This is a genomic window from Nocardia brasiliensis ATCC 700358 (genome assembly GCF_000250675.2).
Taxonomy (GTDB): Bacteria; Actinomycetota; Actinomycetes; order Mycobacteriales; family Mycobacteriaceae; genus Nocardia; species Nocardia brasiliensis_B.
The window spans coordinates 5,876,027-5,891,141 of record NC_018681.1 but is presented as its reverse complement, the minus strand read 5'-3'; the positions used below and the strand labels follow the sequence as shown (position 1 = coordinate 5,891,141).

Annotated in this window: 17 protein-coding genes; 12 read left to right on the top strand and 5 right to left on the bottom strand. The window is 67.6% G+C overall.

The features are described 5' to 3' along the window. Positions 1–10 precede the first annotated feature (10 nt). Positions 11–163 (bottom strand): hypothetical protein, encoded by a 153-nt coding sequence (locus tag O3I_RS45645; RefSeq protein WP_167829180.1) that lies wholly within the window; start codon positions 161–163, stop codon positions 11–13. 277 nt (positions 164–440) lie between these two features. On the opposite strand from O3I_RS45645, the gene O3I_RS25920 reads away from it, so the two are divergent. The 4 genes from O3I_RS25920 (at position 441) to O3I_RS25905 (ending at position 3,041) form a co-directional block, all read left to right on the top strand. Further along, complete coding sequence (locus O3I_RS25920) at positions 441–854, top strand: STAS domain-containing protein (protein ID WP_014985962.1); 414 nt, start codon at positions 441–443, stop codon at positions 852–854. Positions 855–952: 98 nt separating this feature from the next. Continuing rightward, entirely contained in the window at positions 953–1,627 is a 675-nt protein-coding gene (locus tag O3I_RS25915; protein WP_014985961.1) for a PAS and ANTAR domain-containing protein, read from the top strand. Between the two features lie 288 nt (positions 1,628–1,915). Then, positions 1,916–2,266, top strand: coding sequence for an anti-sigma factor (locus tag O3I_RS25910; protein WP_014985960.1), 351 nt, complete (start codon positions 1,916–1,918; stop codon positions 2,264–2,266). Then, positions 2,256–3,041 carry a SigB/SigF/SigG family RNA polymerase sigma factor gene (locus tag O3I_RS25905; RefSeq protein ID WP_014985959.1) on the top strand — a complete coding sequence of 262 codons (786 nt, stop codon included), beginning with the start codon at positions 2,256–2,258 and terminating at the stop codon, positions 3,039–3,041. The genes O3I_RS25910 and O3I_RS25905 overlap by 11 nt, the downstream gene beginning before the upstream one ends. Before the next feature lie 20 nt (positions 3,042–3,061). Here the strand turns inward: O3I_RS25905 and O3I_RS25900 are convergent, their stop codons facing one another. Continuing rightward, positions 3,062–3,301, bottom strand: coding sequence for a hypothetical protein (locus O3I_RS25900; RefSeq protein ID WP_014985958.1), 240 nt, complete (start codon positions 3,299–3,301; stop codon positions 3,062–3,064). A 219-nt stretch (positions 3,302–3,520) separates the two neighbouring features. Between O3I_RS25900 and O3I_RS25895 the strand changes: the two genes are divergently transcribed. The 8 genes from O3I_RS25895 (at position 3,521) to O3I_RS25860 (ending at position 12,014) form a co-directional block, all read left to right on the top strand. Further along, entirely contained in the window at positions 3,521–3,928 is a 408-nt protein-coding gene (locus O3I_RS25895) for a hypothetical protein (RefSeq protein WP_237748133.1), read from the top strand. Positions 3,929–4,331: 403 nt separating this feature from the next. Then, positions 4,332–5,045: a response regulator transcription factor gene (locus tag O3I_RS25890; protein ID WP_014985956.1), complete on the top strand. Its 714-nt coding sequence runs from the start codon at positions 4,332–4,334 to the stop codon at positions 5,043–5,045. Further along, positions 5,032–6,111 carry a HAMP domain-containing sensor histidine kinase gene (locus O3I_RS25885; protein ID WP_014985955.1) on the top strand — a complete coding sequence of 360 codons (1,080 nt, stop codon included), beginning with the start codon at positions 5,032–5,034 and terminating at the stop codon, positions 6,109–6,111. Before O3I_RS25890 ends, O3I_RS25885 begins: the two co-directional genes overlap by 14 nt. Before the next feature lie 84 nt (positions 6,112–6,195). After that, entirely contained in the window at positions 6,196–6,792 is a 597-nt protein-coding gene (ectA, locus tag O3I_RS25880; protein ID WP_081594139.1) for a diaminobutyrate acetyltransferase, read from the top strand. Further along, the gene (gene ectB, locus O3I_RS25875; protein ID WP_014985953.1) at positions 6,789–8,066 is read left to right on the top strand and encodes a diaminobutyrate--2-oxoglutarate transaminase; all 1,278 of its coding nucleotides are present in this window, start codon (positions 6,789–6,791) and stop codon (positions 8,064–8,066) included. Before ectA ends, ectB begins: the two co-directional genes overlap by 4 nt. Further along, positions 8,063–8,461 (top strand): ectoine synthase, encoded by a 399-nt coding sequence (locus O3I_RS25870; protein ID WP_014985952.1) that lies wholly within the window; start codon positions 8,063–8,065, stop codon positions 8,459–8,461. Before ectB ends, O3I_RS25870 begins: the two co-directional genes overlap by 4 nt. Before the next feature lie 6 nt (positions 8,462–8,467). Next, positions 8,468–9,373, top strand: coding sequence for an ectoine hydroxylase (thpD, locus tag O3I_RS25865; RefSeq protein WP_014985951.1), 906 nt, complete (start codon positions 8,468–8,470; stop codon positions 9,371–9,373). A gap of 583 nt (positions 9,374–9,956) precedes the next feature. Further along, positions 9,957–12,014 carry an AMP-binding protein gene (locus O3I_RS25860; RefSeq protein ID WP_041564370.1) on the top strand — a complete coding sequence of 686 codons (2,058 nt, stop codon included), beginning with the start codon at positions 9,957–9,959 and terminating at the stop codon, positions 12,012–12,014. Positions 12,015–12,066: 52 nt separating this feature from the next. Here O3I_RS25860 and O3I_RS25855 read toward each other — a convergent pair whose 3' ends face one another. The 3 genes from O3I_RS25855 to O3I_RS25845 form a co-directional block, all read right to left on the bottom strand. Beyond that, positions 12,067–13,233 carry a lactate 2-monooxygenase gene (locus O3I_RS25855; RefSeq protein WP_014985949.1) on the bottom strand — a complete coding sequence of 389 codons (1,167 nt, stop codon included), beginning with the start codon at positions 13,231–13,233 and terminating at the stop codon, positions 12,067–12,069. Then, entirely contained in the window at positions 13,230–14,090 is an 861-nt protein-coding gene (gene erm / locus O3I_RS25850) for a 23S ribosomal RNA methyltransferase Erm (RefSeq protein WP_014985948.1), read from the bottom strand. Before erm ends, O3I_RS25855 begins: the two co-directional genes overlap by 4 nt. 266 nt (positions 14,091–14,356) lie before the next feature. Beyond that, entirely contained in the window at positions 14,357–15,115 is a 759-nt protein-coding gene (locus tag O3I_RS25845) for a tyrosine-protein phosphatase (RefSeq protein ID WP_041564368.1), read from the bottom strand.

The window sequence follows — 15,115 nt, the reverse complement described above, 5'->3', positions numbered from 1 at the left end:
GGCTCGGGTCTCACATCGTCGAGACGACGATGCCGAGCGCGACCACGGACAGCACCGCCACCAGTACCGCCGTCGCGATGATCGCGATGGTTGCGGTTACCGGGGATTGGTGGCGAATCAACGGCGGGCGGGTGGCCGAGCCGGGCGTATTCGTGGCCTTCATGGTAGAGGCGTACCCGTTGGCCGGTTCGGTAACCCTCGGCCTGATCAGCGGCGTCGGAGGAATTTGTGACAGCGGCAGCCGAGCGTGCCACACTGTAGTGAGGTTGAGACGACAGCCGACCCCGGTTCGACGCAGGCGCCTATCCCCCGCCACACACCGGCCGATGGAAGCGTGGCGACAACCGATCGCCCCATTGCGCGACACGTGCTCACCTGAGATTCGCATCGCTCCAGGCAGTGGCGTCGAACTGGAAACCCCCCGTACGGGAGGCTCTGTTATGTCCGCGAGTTCCGCTTTACACGAGTACGCCGAAGGTGTGCATCGGAACGGTTCCGGGCCCGCGTCACGCAACAGCCGGGCCTGGGCACAGCGCGTGGACCGCCGGCACGACTGCATGGTGGTCCGAGTCGAAGGCGAATTGGATGCCACCGCCTGTCCGCAGTTCTTCACCACGGTCGAGCGCGCGGTGCGCGCGAAGTGCCCGGCGGTGGTGATAGATCTGCGCGCCGCGCGATTCCTCAGCATCCGGGCCGCCGTGACGCTCGGCGCCACCCGGCAGCGGGCCGCGTGCGACGGTGTGGATCTGCGCCTCGTCGGCGGCGGCCCGGAGGTCGAGCGTTCGCTCGAGGTCTCCGGCGTCAGGCCGCTGTTCAGCCCTTATCCCTCGATGCGCGCAGCGTTGGACGGGTGAGGCCGAGTAATCCGACACGCCGGGTCGACTTCGGCGTGGCGCAGCCAGATCTGTTCGCGTGGCGTGCCCGTTCGACGGATACTTGCGCTGTGACTGAAATGGGGCCGGTCCAGCCCGAGAACGCTCTCGCGCTGGACCGGGTGATCGGATTAGGGACACCACAGAGTGTCGGTAGTTTTCGTTTCTGGTTCGCCGATCAGCGGTGGGATTGGTCGGACGAGGTGGCCGCGATGCACGGCTATGCGCCCGGCACCGTCACGCCGACTACCGAACTGCTGCTGACGCACAAGCACCCCGACGACCGCGCCCAGGTGGCCAGCGCGCTGGCCAAGTCCATCGAGGAGGGCGAGCCGTTCTCCAGCCGCCACCGCATCCTCGACACCCTGGGCCGGGTGCACCACGTCATCGTCGTGGCCGATCACCTCTTCGATCACGTGGGCGCGGTCGTGGGCACCTCCGGGTACTACATCGACGTCACCGAGACCCTCGAGGAACATCGGCAGGAGGCTCTCGACGACGCCCTGCCGGAGCTGTGGGCCTCGCGCGCGGTGATCGAGCAGGCGAAGGGCGCGGTGATGCTGGTCTACGGCGTCAATGCCGAGCAGGCGTTCCGGGTGCTCAGCTGGCGTTCGCAGGAGACGAACATCAAGCTGCGCACGCTCGCCTCACGGCTGGTGGCGGATCTGGAATCGCTCACCAATTCGACCGTGGGACTGCGCACCCAGTTCGACCATCTGCTGCTCACCGCCCACGAACGGATCGACGCGGGCTGACCCGCCGAGCACGTTTCGGTCCAGCCGCGGCGGGTACGACGGTAGGGAAGAAAAGCGCCGCGGTTTCGGATCTTCAGCTTTCGCGGCGCTGGGTTCGGCTGTGGTGGGCGTGTAGCCGCGGCGGTGGGCAGACGGGCGGCCCGCGAGAACCGGATCCCGACAACCTGGCGGCTCCGGGTCGGCTGCGAGAGCAAGGTGGTGATGGGCATGGGGGAGTGGACTTCCCGATCCTCTACGGAAACAACGACAATCGGCGTCCGAATCCCCGCTCGGCTGGAACAGTTGACGATGTTGCGGGGGCTCGCCGAAACCGTGGCCCTTATCGCCGATTTCGCGCTCGACGAAGTCACCGACATCCGTTTGGCCTTGGACGAGGTGGCCACCTCGCTGGTCCTGGACGCGGTGCCGGGCTCGCAGCTCAACTGTGAATTCACCTATGACACCGACCAGATGTTCGTGCACGTCGCGTCGGCAGCGACCTCGGAGCAGGTGGTCGGTCAGGCTGGTTTCGGCTGGCATATCGTGCGCACGCTGACTCATTCGATCGCCGCGTCGCAGGCGCCCTTCGACGCAGACGTGGCCGGCTATCCCACCGTGGTCGACTTCAGTTGGGTGCGAAGGGCATCCGATGGCGGGTAGCTCAGCAACCCGCGGCGACAGCTACGAGAATATCGAGCCTCTGTTCGAGAAGATCGCCGCGCTGGCCGAGGACGATCCGCGGCGTGAGCCGCTGCGCGCCGAACTCATCGAACGCTGCCTGCCGCTGGCCGAACACATCGCGCGCAGATTCGCCGGACGTGGCGAGAATTTCGACGATCTGCTGCAGGTCGCCCGGCTCGGTCTGGTGCAGGCGGCGGACCGTTTCGATGTCGAGCGGGGTTCCTCGTTCCTGTCCTTCGCAGTGCCGACCATCATGGGCGAGGTGCGCAGGCATTTCCGGGACAACACCTGGTCGGTGCGAGTTCCCCGGCGTACCAAGGAGATTCAGCTCACGATCGGGGTCACGGTGGAGGCGCTGTCGCAGCGGCTCGGCCGGATGCCGCGGGCCAGGGAGATCGCCGCGGAACTGGAGGTGGACGTGGTCGAGGTCACCCAGGCGCTGATCGCGGGCAACGCCTATCAGTCCGCGTCGATCGACGCGGTGGCCGGCGACGATGTCGAGAACGCGCCGCTACCGCTGCTGGAAAGCCTGGGCGCCGAGGAGCCCTCCTACCATCTGGTGGAGGACTACCTCGCCGTGCGCCCCCTGATCGAGGAGCTGCCCGAGCGCGAGCGCCGGGTGCTGATCATGCGGTTCTTCGAATCGAAGACCCAGTCCCAGATCGCCGACGTGCTCGGCGTCTCGCAGATGCACGTCTCGCGCATTCTGTCGAAAACCCTGCAGCAGCTCCGCGACGACGCCTTGCGCGACTGACGACGCGAATCCCCTTGTCGTCAGAGCGGATTCGGCGGCGTCGGATCGTGCGGCGGGGACAGCGGCCCGCCCGGTTCGGGTACCGGCGGCAGCGGGCGGCCCGGGTCGGGCGCCGGGCGTGGTTCGGGTACCGGTGGCAGCGGATCCGGCCCGGGCTGCGGCGGCGCGGGCGCCGGGTCCGGACCGGGCACCGGCGGCACCGGATCGGGCTCCGGGATCGGGGGAATCGGACTCGGTTCGTGCGGTACTGGAGTGGTCATGGGATTGCCTCCTCGCAGCAGCGGTACCCACCGTGGCCGGACCCAACCACCGCGTGGCTACCGGTGACTCCGCTCACAGAGTGGCTGTCGGTCAGCGTTTTTGGTGCGTTTCAGCAGCGTTGGCGGGGGCTTTGTGACGTAGTGCCGGTTTGCGCGAAGTTGGCGTCGGGTACGTGAAAGGGAACCGGACTTACGATGCCGATGGCTCAGGAGATCGTCATGAACGACCACCGACTAGGCACCCGGAATCCGTACGCCGGACCGGGGAGCTCGAGGTCGACGAAGTATCAGCAGGACAAGCCCGCACCCGAGCGGCGGGAGCGCACCCGCGCGGGGAATGTGGAGCGCACCCGGGTCACCAGGGATCACGACACCATCCGGCAGTGGGCGGAGCGGCGCGGCGCCACGCCCGCGACGATGCCCGGCATCGCGTACGGCGGACCCATGGGTTCGCTGCGCCTGGATTTCCCCGGCTACGGCGGAGCGGTGCTGCGGCCGGTGGACTGGGACGAGTGGTTCGCCACCTTCGAGGAACGGCACCTGCACTTTCGCTACCAGGAGCAGCTCCCGGACGGCACACCGAGCAACTTCAACCGGCTGGAACGTTCGACTCGCGACGAACGCTGAACCGGCCGGGCAGACGCGAAAACGCGGGGCAACCCGTGTGTCGGGCATCACGTAACGGTTGCATAACGACGCTCATGCGGCCAGGGTGGATGGATAACCAGACAGGCGTGAGCCGCCCGCGTCCGACCCGCACACCGCACCCGTTGCGGCCGGTGCGGGGTGGTGCAAGGGCTGATCAAGCGTCCACACGGCGTTTACCGAATGGTCTGTTCGGGTATCCGATAGATCGGCAAGGTGGCTCGAACAAGCGGTATGTCGCGTCGGTATGGGGATGCGATTCTCCGCACCGGCAGACGTCCTGCGTGTCTGCAAAGGATAGGTATTTGAGCGAGCGTAGCGAGCGAACCAGAGGCACAGCCGCCTTCGCGGCCTTAGCGCGGCCGAGCGTCGGCGAGGTGCGGCGATGACGGCGAACCTGATGATCGTCGAGGACGACGACCGGGTCCGGGGTGCGCTGCGGCTCGCCATGGAGGACGAAGGCTACGACGTCGCCGAGGCCGAGGAGGCCGAGGACGCGCTCACCCATCTGCGCAGCAACGGCGTGCCCGATGTGATGATCGTCGATCTGATGCTCGGCGATATGGACGGCTTCGACTGCATCCGGGAGATCCGCCGCGAACACGACGTGCCGATCATCGTGGTCAGCGCGCGCGACGACACCCACGACGTGGTCGCCGCGCTGGAAGCGGGCGCCGACGATTTCGTGGCGAAGCCGTTTGAGATCAAGGAGATCACCGCGCGGATGCGGGCGGTGCGGCGCCGGGCCAGGCTTACCGCCGAACGTGAGGCGCCGCCGCAGGAAGTCGTGCTCGACGCCGACCCCGAGGCGCCGCTGGTGCTCGCGCAGGACGCGGGCGTGGTGCGCCGCGGCGAGGAGGAGATCCGGCTGACGCTCACCGAGTTCCGCCTGCTGTGCGAACTCGCGGAGACGCCGGGCCGGGTGCTCAGCCGCACCGTCCTGCTCGAACGAGTATGGGACCAAGGCTTTTTCGGTGACGAGCGGATCGTCGACGTGCACATGCGCAGGCTGCGCACGAAGATCGAACGAGACGCTTCCGACCCGCGCGTCGTGGTGACGGTGCGCGGGCTCGGCTATCGACTCGATGTCCAGCGCTGAACGCTGGCTCGATCCGACACGCTGGAGTCTGCGCGGCCGGGTGACCGCCGTGTTCACCACGATCAGCGCGCTGATGTCGCTGGTGCTGGTGGTCTCGGTGTTCACCATCAGTCGCAGCTATCTGGAACGCGCGCAGGCCGGTACCACCGACCTGCAGGCGAACCTGGATCTGCTGCGCAATGTGCTGGTCGCCTGCGCGGTCGCGGTCACCGCGATCGGCGCGGCCGTGGGCTGGTGGGCGAGCAGGCGCGTGCTCACTCCGCTGCACCAGCTGGCCGCGACCGCCGCCCGGATCGCCTCGGGCGATCTGGATCTGCGCCTGTCCGCCACCCACGATCAGGATCTGGCGACCACCGTGGAGTCGTTCAACTCCATGGTCGACTCGCTGCAACGGCGAATCGAGCGCGAGCACCGGCTGTTCGGCGATGTCAGTCACGAATTGCGCACGCCGCTCACCACTTTGATGGCCAGTGTGGACGTGCTCAACCGGCATCGCGACGATCTGCCGGAGCGTTCCCAGCGGGCGCTCGCGCTGGTCACCGAGGAGGTCGATCATCTGCGGCGGTTGCTCGACGACCTGCTCGCGCTCGCGCGGGTCGAGGCGGGCATGCACCGCGGCGACCAGGAACCGCTGTCGGTGCGAGATCTGTTGCGGCACACGCTCGCCGAGCGCCGCTACCCGCCCGAGCTGCTGACCGTGCACGAGGATGTCGTCGTGCTCGGCCGCAAGCTCGAATTGGAGCGGGCGGTGGTGAACCTGCTGCAGAACGCGGATCTGCACGGCGGCGGCGTGGTCGCGGTCGCCGCGGATCGGGTGGGCGACGCGGCGGTGATCGTCGTGGACGATGCGGGCCCCGGGGTGCCGACGGCAGACCGGGTGCGCATCTTCGAACGGTTCGCGACCGCGCGCAGCGGCCGGCGGTCGGCGACCGGGACCGGGATCGGCCTCGCGCTGGTCGCCGAGACCGTCGCCAAGCACGGTGGCCAGGTCGAATGTGTGAGCCGCCCGGGCGGCGGCGCCCGGTTCGTCGCCACCTTGCCGGGCGTCGGCGCAATCGAGCCGTAACACAACCGTAATGAACTCGACCAGGTCAGCTCAAAGTTGATTCGTAAGCCTGGATAAGTACTACAGGCCCGACCAGGGAGTTGTATGTCAGTGCCAACGTTGAACACCGCGGAGATCGAACGATCCCGTGTCGAGCAGGCCGCGGCCGCGCTGGGTCCGGACCCCGGCCGCCACCGGACCGAGTTGGTTCTGCGCAAGCCACGCGTCGAGGACGGCGCCCAGCTGTGGCGGATCGCGAAGAACTCCGAGGTCCTCGACGTCAATTCGAGCTACGCCTACCTGCTGTGGTGCCGCGACTTCGCGGAGACCACGGTGGTAGCCGAACTACAGGGCCGTGTAGTCGGTTTCGTGATCGGCTACCTCCGCCCGCAGGCGCCGGACACCGTGTTCGTCTGGCAGGTGGCGGTGGACCGAGCGCAGCGCGGCCGGGGCACCGGCGCCCAATTGCTGCACGCTTTGCTGAACACTGTTGCACCCCAGGGTGTTACGACGCTGGAGACGACGATCTCACCCGACAACGCCGCGTCCATCGCGCTGTTCGGCTCGGTCGCCCGGCAGCGTGACGCCCGAATGACCAAGCGCCCCTTGTTCGACAAGGGCGTCTTCCCGGACAGCCATGAGTCCGAGGACCTGTATCTCATCGCACCGATCGCTCGCACAACGCAGGAGGACCACCGATGATCACCGCCGACACGAGCATTTTCGAAAGTCTGGAATCGAATGTGCGCGGCTACTGCCGCGCCTGGCCTGCGGTCTTCTCGAAGGCCAAGGGCAGCTGGTTACGAGACGAGGACGGTAAGGACTACCTCGACTTCTTCGCAGGCGCGGGCGCGCTGAACTATGGCCACAACAACGACGTGCTCAAGCAGCCGCTGCTGGACTACATCGCCAGCGACGGCATCACGCACGGGCTCGACATGTCCACCTCGGCCAAGCGCAGCCTGCTGGAGACCTTGCGCGACACCGTGTTCACGCCGCGCGGGCTGGACTACAAGGTGCAGTTCCCCGGTCCGACCGGTGCCAACGCGGTCGAGGCCGCGCTCAAGCTGGCCCGCAAGGTGACCGGCCGGGAGACGATCGTCAGCTTCACCAACGCCTTCCACGGCATGACCCTCGGCGCGCTCTCGGTCACCGGCAACGCGGCCAAGCGCGCTGGCGCCGGTGTGCCGCTGGTGCACGCGGCGCACATGCCCTACGACGGCTACTTCGACGGCACCACCGCCGATTTCCAGTGGATGGAGAAGGTGCTCGACGACACCTCCTCGGGCTTCGACCGCCCGGCGGCCGTGATCGTGGAGACGGTGCAGGGCGAGGGCGGCGTGAATGTCGCTCGCGCGGAATGGCTTCGGCACCTCGCCGGGCTCTGCGAGGCGCGCGACATCCTGCTGATCGTCGACGACGTGCAGATGGGCTGCGGCCGCACCGGGCCGTTCTTCTCGTTCGAGCTCGCCGGCATCACCCCCGATATCGTCACGCTGTCGAAGTCGATCGGCGGCTACGGGCTGCCGATGGCGCTGGTGCTGTTCAAGTCCGAGCTCGATCAGTGGTCGCCGGGCGAGCACAACGGCACTTTCCGCGGTAACAACCCGGCCTTCGTCACCGCCGATGTCGCGTTGCGGCACTACTGGTCCGACGACACCCTGCAGAACGCGACGCTCGCCAAGGGCGAACGCATCGCGAGTACGCTGACGGAACTGGCGGGCAACGTCCCCGGCGTCTCGACCCGCGGCCGCGGCCTGGTGCACGGCGTGGTGTTCGACGACCCGTCGCAGGCGAGCAAGGTGTGCCAGATCGCGTTCGAACGCGGCTTGCTGGTGGAGACCTCGGGTTCCACCGACGAGGTGGTGAAGTTGCTGCCCGCGTTGACGATTACCGACCAGGAACTGGACCACGGCCTGAGCATCCTCACCGGCGCCGTGGACACCGTTTGCAATGGAATGGGGGCGATCGCATGATCGTACGTACCACCGCCGAGATCACCGATACCGAACGCGATGTGGCCGGGGAGGGTTGGCGCAGCAAGCGCATCATCCTCGGCGGCGACGGGGTCGGCTTCTCCTTCCACGAGACCACCATCGACGCGGGCAGCACACACGAGTTCCACTATCGCTACCATGTGGAAGCGGTATGGTTGATCGAGGGTGAGGGCACGCTCACCGATCTCGACAACGGCGTGACCTACGAGCTCGGTCCCGGCTCGATGTATCTGCTGGACGGGAACGAGCGCCACCAGCTCTCGGCCCGCACCCGGATGCGGATGATGTGCGTGTTCAATCCTCCGGTCACCGGGCAGGAGGTCCACGACAGCACCGGCGCGTACCCGCTCGTTGCCGCGACGATCGGGGGATAGGCGGTAATGGTTTTGCAGCACACTGAAACTCGACCCTCGACAGACCGGATCGATCGTTACCCGACCCGGATCGATGCACCGGCCACGCACCTGGATCGTACCGATCCGACGGTGTGGGGCCGGGTCGAGAGCCCGGCGCTCGCGGCCTTCGACACCGACGGCTTCGCCAGCATCGACGAACTGCTCACGCCCACCGAGGTCGCTGATTTCAGCGCCGAGATCGGCAGGCTGGCAGGCGATCCCGCGTTGCGCGACGACGAACGCGTGATCGTGGAGAAGGCGTCGAACCGGGTGCGGTCGGTCTTCGAGGTGCACCGGCTCAGCGCGGCGATCGCGGACCTGGTCCGCGAGTCCCGGGTCGCCGGGCTGGCCCGGCAGGTGCTCGGTTCCGAGGTGTACATCCACCAGAGCCGGGTCAACTACATGCCGGGCTTCCGCGGCACGGGTTTCTACTGGCACTCCGATTTCGAGACCTGGCACGCCGAGGACGGCATGCCGGCGCCCCGAGCGGTGAGCCTGTCCATCGCGCTGACGGACAACTACCCGATCAACGGCAGCCTGATGGTGATGCCCGGCTCGCATCGCACGTTCGTACCGTGCTTGGGCAGCACGCCCGCGGAGCACTACCGGGAGTCCTTGCAGGAGCAGGAGATCGGCGTGCCGACCCAGGAGGACATCACGACGCTGGCGAACCAGTACGGCATCAGCCAGTTCACCGGACGGGCCGGCTCCGCGCTGCTGTTCGACTCCAACCTGATGCACGGTTCGTCGAACAACATCACTCCGTTCCCGCGCTCGAACATCTTCCTGGTGTTCAACAGCGTGGAGAACACCCTGGTCGAGCCGTTCGGCGCGCCCGCGCCGCGGCCCGGCTACATCGGCAGCCGCGACTTCACGCCGCTGTCCGCCTGACCTGGGCCGATCGTCGACCGAAGGTGCCCTTCGCCGCGTTCCCGCGGGGCGAGGGGCACCTTTCGGTTCGGCCGGGTTCCGCTCGCCGCGCGCGGCCGCCGGATCGGCGGTACGATCCGCTGCGCGAGCGTGTTTCGACGCGGGGGCCAGTGGTTACTCAGGTGATCGCGGGGGTAGTCCGCACTGCCGAGGGCTCTCGTGTCCGGCCCGGACGCGCCGAAAGAACTTCTGACCCCGGCAAAATCTCGGCCAACTGCGCTGTCTTGGTGCGCCGGACAAGGTCGGCGGGGATGCTGTCGTGCGCACCCTTGGCTGCCGCATGCCGAACCCCAGGTCGACCGGCATTGCGCGCGTGACGTTCTCGGTCGCATAGCGGATTTTTCGCAACTGTGCGCGCATTTCGCGAACATTGTGCACTGTGCTGTGGCCGATAGTGGATTCGGACGAAAATGGGCATTTGACCAGCTAATTGGCTAATCGATGGCAATGCGTTGCGTACTTGACCTAATTGTTACCGATGGGTACAACTACGTGACCATGCCGACGCAGACCGCTCGGTCGGCCCATGCAGAAAAGCACGCAGTTGGTTACGGATGTCATCACAATAGACGCGGAGTTCGCAGCCGCACGAAAAGCACTGTGGGACTTTTTCATGGACCCGCAGACCTACGCCCGCATGTTCCAGGGAATCGGCGACTGTGAGCGCGCGGAAACCTCGGACACCCACCCGGTGCTGCTGATTCGCGCGCGGCACGCGGACACCGAACTCACCGTGCCCGCGCTGCGGCTGGTGGTCGGCAAGGAGCTGGAAAGTTTCGAGCTGCAATGCCCTGGCCTGGGCAGTTTCGCCGCGGTGCGGCTGCGCGGGGAAGCCGAGGCGGAGCCGACGCGGGTCACCATCACCTACTTCGGCGCCGGACGCATCCATCCCTGGATCGCCGAACAGGACAACGCGGACGTGATCGCCTGGACCACGGCCGGCCTGAGCCGCATCGTCGACGCGGTCCTCGGCACGCCGACCTCGGTGCTCGTCAACGGCGAGGAATCGCCGACGAAACAGCAGGTCGGCACGCTGAAGCAGATGGTGACGACCGGTGTCGTGCGCACCTACCGGCCCGACCGCGCACTCAAACAGGTGGGCGGGCTCGCCCGCTGGGGATTCACGCTCGCGGGTGGTTACGCGGCCGCCGCAGGGCATTCGCCTAATCGGCTCGCGGTAGTGGACGGCGTTTCCGCGCGCACGTTCGGTCAAATGCACGATCGCACCCACAAACTCGCTTCAGCGCTGGCGATGCTCGGCATCGGCGCGCGGGACAAAGTGGGGCTACTCTCGCGCAACCGGGTCACGATGGTCGAATGCATGGTCGCCACCGGCAAACTCGGCGTCGACACGGTGCTGCTGAACACCGGCCTCTCGGCCCGGCAGATCGAGGACGTCGCCGACCGGCACGGACTGTCCGCCGTCTTCCTCGACGACGAGTACGAGCCGCTGACCAAGTATGTGGCCGCGTCCGTACCTCGCTTCGCGACCGGACACCTGACCCGGTACGACCGCAACACCGTCGACGACCTCATCGCGCTCGACGCGCCGACCTTCGCCCGGCCCAGCCATCCCGGCCGGCTGATCGTGCTGACCTCGGGCACCAGCGGCACGCCCAAGAGCGCACAGCGACCGCAGCCCAAGGGTTTCGGCACCGTGGCGGCGCTGCTCTCGCGCATCCCGATGCGGATGGACGAGACGATGCTCATCCCCGCGCCGCTGTTCCACACCTGGGGACTGGCCGCGTTGCAGATCAGCACGCCGATCCGGGCGAGTGTGGTGCTGCCGGAGCGGTTCGACGCCGAGGACTGCCTGCGGTTGATCGAGGAGCACCGGGTCACCGCGTTGATCGTGGTGCCGGTGATGGTGAACCGGATCCTGGATCTGCCCGCGCACGTGCGCGATCGCTACGACACGTCGAGCCTGCGCGTGGTCGCCAGTTGCGGTGCGCCCCTTGCCGGTCCGACGGTGGTGAAGTTTCTCGACGCCTTCGGCGACGTGCTCTACAACGTGTACGGCTCGACCGAGGTGTCCTGGGCGACCATCGCCGATCCGGCCGATCTGCGGGCCGCGCCGACCACCGCGGGACGCCCGCCGCTGGGCACGAAACTCGCTGTGCTGGATAAAGAATTGCGTCCGGTGCCGCGCGGGGTGACCGGCCGCATCTTCGTGCTCAACCACATGCTGTTCGACGGCTACACCGACGCGAAGCCGCCCACCGAATGGGGCGGCATGCTCGATACCGGTGACCTCGGCTACCTCGACGCCGACGGGCTGCTCTTCGTCGCGGGCCGCGACGACGAGATGATCATCTCCGGCGGCGAGAACGTCTTCCCGCGTCCGGTCGAAGAGGCGCTCTCGCATCTGCCGCAGGTCAGCGAGGTGGCGGTGGTCGGCGTGCCGGACCAGGAGTACGGGCAGCGCCTCGCCGCGTTCGTGGTGACCAGGGAGGGTTTCGGGCTGGATCGCGACATGGTGTGCAACTACATCCGGCATCGGTTGAGCCGTTTCTCGGTACCGCGCGATGTGACCTTCCTGGACGCGCTCCCACGCAACGCGACCGGAAAGATCCTCAAGCGCACGCTGATTCAGCCGAGCTGACCGCGGCACGGCCGAGTTGCCCTGCCCGGCAGGACAACTCGGCCGCCGCCGATCAGTGCAGTCGCCTGATCGCGTCGTCGGCCAGGTCGGCGATGGTCGGGTAGCCGTCCACCGCCATGATCAGATCCGCCTCCGCGAGCAGCGTGCGCAGCACGTGCACGATGCCGTCCACCCCGCCGATCGCGAGACCGTACGAGTACGGGCGGCCGATGCCGACGGCGGTCGCGCCGAGCGCGAGTGCCTTGATGATGTCGGCGCCGGAGCGGACCCCGGAGTCGAACAGCACCGGCAAACCGTCCACGGCCTCGACGATCTCGGGCAGATGCTCGATCGCCGGGATCCCGCCATTGGCTTGCCTGCCACCGTGATTCGAACAATAGATGCCGTCGATGCCCGCGTCCTTGGCGCGCCGCGCGTCCTCGGGATGACAGATGCCCTTGAGGATCAACGGCAGATCCGTGAGCGACCGCAGCCAGGGCAGGTCGTCCCAGGTGGGCGCGCCGCCGAACAGTGCGACCCAGGTGAGAATCGCGGTCTTCGGGTCCTCTTCGGGACTCTTCGCCAGCAAGCCGCGGAACACCGGATCGGTGAAGTAGTTCGCCAGGCAGTGCCCGCGCAGCTGCGGGAAGTTCGAGGTGCTCAGATCGCGTGGCCGCCAACCGGTCACCCACGTATCCAGCGTCACCACAATGGCTTTGAACCCGGCCTGTTCCGCGCGCCGGATCAGGCTCTCGGCCAGGTCGCGATTGGTGGGCGTATAGAGCTGGAACATGCCGGGGGTGTCGCCGAAGTGACCGGCCACCTCCTCGAGCGGATCGACTGTCAGGGTGGATGCCACCATCGGCACGCCGGTGCGCGCCGCCGCTTTCGCGGTCGCGATATCGCCGTGCCCGTCCTGGGCGCAGAGCCCGACCACGCCGATCGGGGACATGAAGACCGGCGCGGGCAGCCGCATGCCGAAGAGTTCGATCGAGAGGTCACGGACCTTGGTGGCGCGCAGCATGCGGGGCACGATGCCGTACTTCTCGAAGGCCGTCACGTTGGTGCGCTGGGTCAGTTCGTCGCCCGCGCCGCCCGCCACGTAGGACCAGATCCCCGGCGGCAGCGCGGCCTGCGCGCGGGCTTCCAGTTCGCTGTGGGTCATCGGGAAGCTCGGCTGCACCCCGGCGAGCCCCTGCAGGTAGATCTCGAACTGGTAGTCACCGAAGTTGCTGGTCACCGGCCACCCTTCCTTGTCTGATACACAAATGTATCCGATACGTTTCTGTCCCGGACGGAGTTGCCGCGCAATCCGCGATAGAGGGTGAGCCAGCGCTGCGGGTCGATCGGCCCGACCGGCTCGTCGGGCGCGATGCCCGCGGCGCGACAGGCCGTGCGCACGGTCCGGCCGGGGAAGCGGGTCCGCAGCGAACTCGCCACCGAACCGCCGACACCGGAGAAACCCAGCTCGACCACTTGGCGGTAATCGGCCAGCTCTGCGGCGGGCAGCAATGGGCTGGGGCGGCGCCGCAGCCGCAGCACGGCGGCATCGACGCTCGGTACCGGACGAAAACTGGCCCGGCCCACCCGTGCGCCCAATTCCATTGCGACAGTGGGCCAGTGGGTGATCGTCAGCTTGCTCCAGCGGCCGTAGTCGCCGGTGTGCTTGCGCGCGAACTGGTATTGGGTGAGCAGGGTCGCCGAGGTGAGCTGTCGCGCCGCCAGGCACCAGCGCACGATATCGGTGGTGACGCCGAACGGCACGTTGGCGACCACCGCGAACGGTTCCGCCGGGGCCGGCACGGTGCGGAAATCCCGGTGGAACAGCTGTATTCGCGGATCGCCCGCATACCGGCCGCGCAGTTTGGCCGCGTAGCCGGGATCCTTCTCGTAGGCCCGGATCTGCCCGGCGACGCCGAGCAGGTGCCGGGTGAGCATGCCGTCACCCGGGCCGATCTCCAGTACGAGTTCGTCGGCGCGCAAGGCCGCCGAGCGCACGATGAGCCGGGCGGCGCCGGCATCGGTGAGGAAATTCTGGGACAGGCGTTTGCGGGTGCGCGCGACGCGGGCGCGCGGCAGCGAACGATGGCGGGACATGGTGTCCTCCGAACGGAGTGGTCGAATCAGGGAAAGGTGATTCGCCCGGACCCATGCCAGGGCACAGAGATCCGACGGTCGCTAGCGACCGTCGGCGCAGATCCCGATCAGGACAGTCGGGACACCGGAGCGGTGCGGTGCGCTGGCGGAGTCCAGGCCTCCGCGCGCAGCCGGATGAAATATGCGCCGACCGCGCACGCTCCGTTCGTCACCAATGTGCCCACGTGCGGCAAGCTACCGCACCGCCGCGTTGTCCCGCGACCGAATTATTCGCGCGCGAGCACGCCCGCCGGCGCGGACGTCTCCAGCAGATTCCGGCGCAGGCCCGCGATCAGTTCGTCGTCGACGCCGAGCAGCCGCACCGCGTAGCCGTGCAGCGATCCGTGGTCGGCGGCCAGCGCCGCGAGGAACAGCCGCATCACCTCCGGCGGCGCCTGCCCGAAACCCGGCCAGCGCGGCATCGCGCCGGCGCGGGCGGCCCGCCAATCCGCGACCAGCCGTTCGGTCGCCAGGCCGGTGCGCGCGAAGTCCGCGATGATCTGCTCCTGCGGCACCTCGAGCAAGGCCAGTACCAGCGCGGCCAGCAGTCCGGTGCGGTCCTTGCCGGAGGCGCAATGGAAAACCACCGGGCCCTCGGCGGCGGCGATCACCCGCACGGCCTCGCGGATCTCGGCGACGCCGTCGTAGGCGACCTCGAGGTAGCGCTCCGCGAGAAACGGCCCCACCTCGATCTCGGGACCGAGGGCCGCCTGATCGTAGGGGCGGTGTTCGATGCTGAGATTGTGGTAGCGGAACGAATCATGCTCCGGGATCCGGCCTTTGGACTCGATCTCCCACGGATAGCGCAGGTCGATGACGGTGCCGATGCCCAGTTCCAGAAATTGCTGCCAGTCCGCACCCTGCAACTTGCCGAGCGAATCGGAGCGAAACAGGCGCCGCCACCGCACGATCCGGCCGTCCGGGGTCGAGTAGCCGCCGAGATCGCGGAAATTGTGCAGTCGCACGAACGAGATGTGTCTGTTCAC

Coding starts and splice junctions, on each gene's coding strand:
- O3I_RS45645 (WP_167829180.1), bottom strand. CDS start 163: ATGAAGGCCACGAATACGCCCGGCTCGGCCACCCGCCCGCCGTTGATT.
- O3I_RS25920 (WP_014985962.1), top strand. CDS start 441: ATGTCCGCGAGTTCCGCTTTACACGAGTACGCCGAAGGTGTGCATCGG.
- O3I_RS25915 (WP_014985961.1), top strand. CDS start 953: ATGGGGCCGGTCCAGCCCGAGAACGCTCTCGCGCTGGACCGGGTGATC.
- O3I_RS25910 (WP_014985960.1), top strand. CDS start 1,916: ATGTTGCGGGGGCTCGCCGAAACCGTGGCCCTTATCGCCGATTTCGCG.
- O3I_RS25905 (WP_014985959.1), top strand. CDS start 2,256: ATGGCGGGTAGCTCAGCAACCCGCGGCGACAGCTACGAGAATATCGAG.
- O3I_RS25900 (WP_014985958.1), bottom strand. CDS start 3,301: ATGACCACTCCAGTACCGCACGAACCGAGTCCGATTCCCCCGATCCCG.
- O3I_RS25895 (WP_237748133.1), top strand. CDS start 3,521: ATGAACGACCACCGACTAGGCACCCGGAATCCGTACGCCGGACCGGGG.
- O3I_RS25890 (WP_014985956.1), top strand. CDS start 4,332: ATGACGGCGAACCTGATGATCGTCGAGGACGACGACCGGGTCCGGGGT.
- O3I_RS25885 (WP_014985955.1), top strand. CDS start 5,032: ATGTCCAGCGCTGAACGCTGGCTCGATCCGACACGCTGGAGTCTGCGC.
- ectA (WP_081594139.1), top strand. CDS start 6,196: ATGTCAGTGCCAACGTTGAACACCGCGGAGATCGAACGATCCCGTGTC.
- ectB (WP_014985953.1), top strand. CDS start 6,789: ATGATCACCGCCGACACGAGCATTTTCGAAAGTCTGGAATCGAATGTG.
- O3I_RS25870 (WP_014985952.1), top strand. CDS start 8,063: ATGATCGTACGTACCACCGCCGAGATCACCGATACCGAACGCGATGTG.
- thpD (WP_014985951.1), top strand. CDS start 8,468: ATGGTTTTGCAGCACACTGAAACTCGACCCTCGACAGACCGGATCGAT.
- erm (WP_014985948.1), bottom strand. CDS start 14,090: ATGTCCCGCCATCGTTCGCTGCCGCGCGCCCGCGTCGCGCGCACCCGC.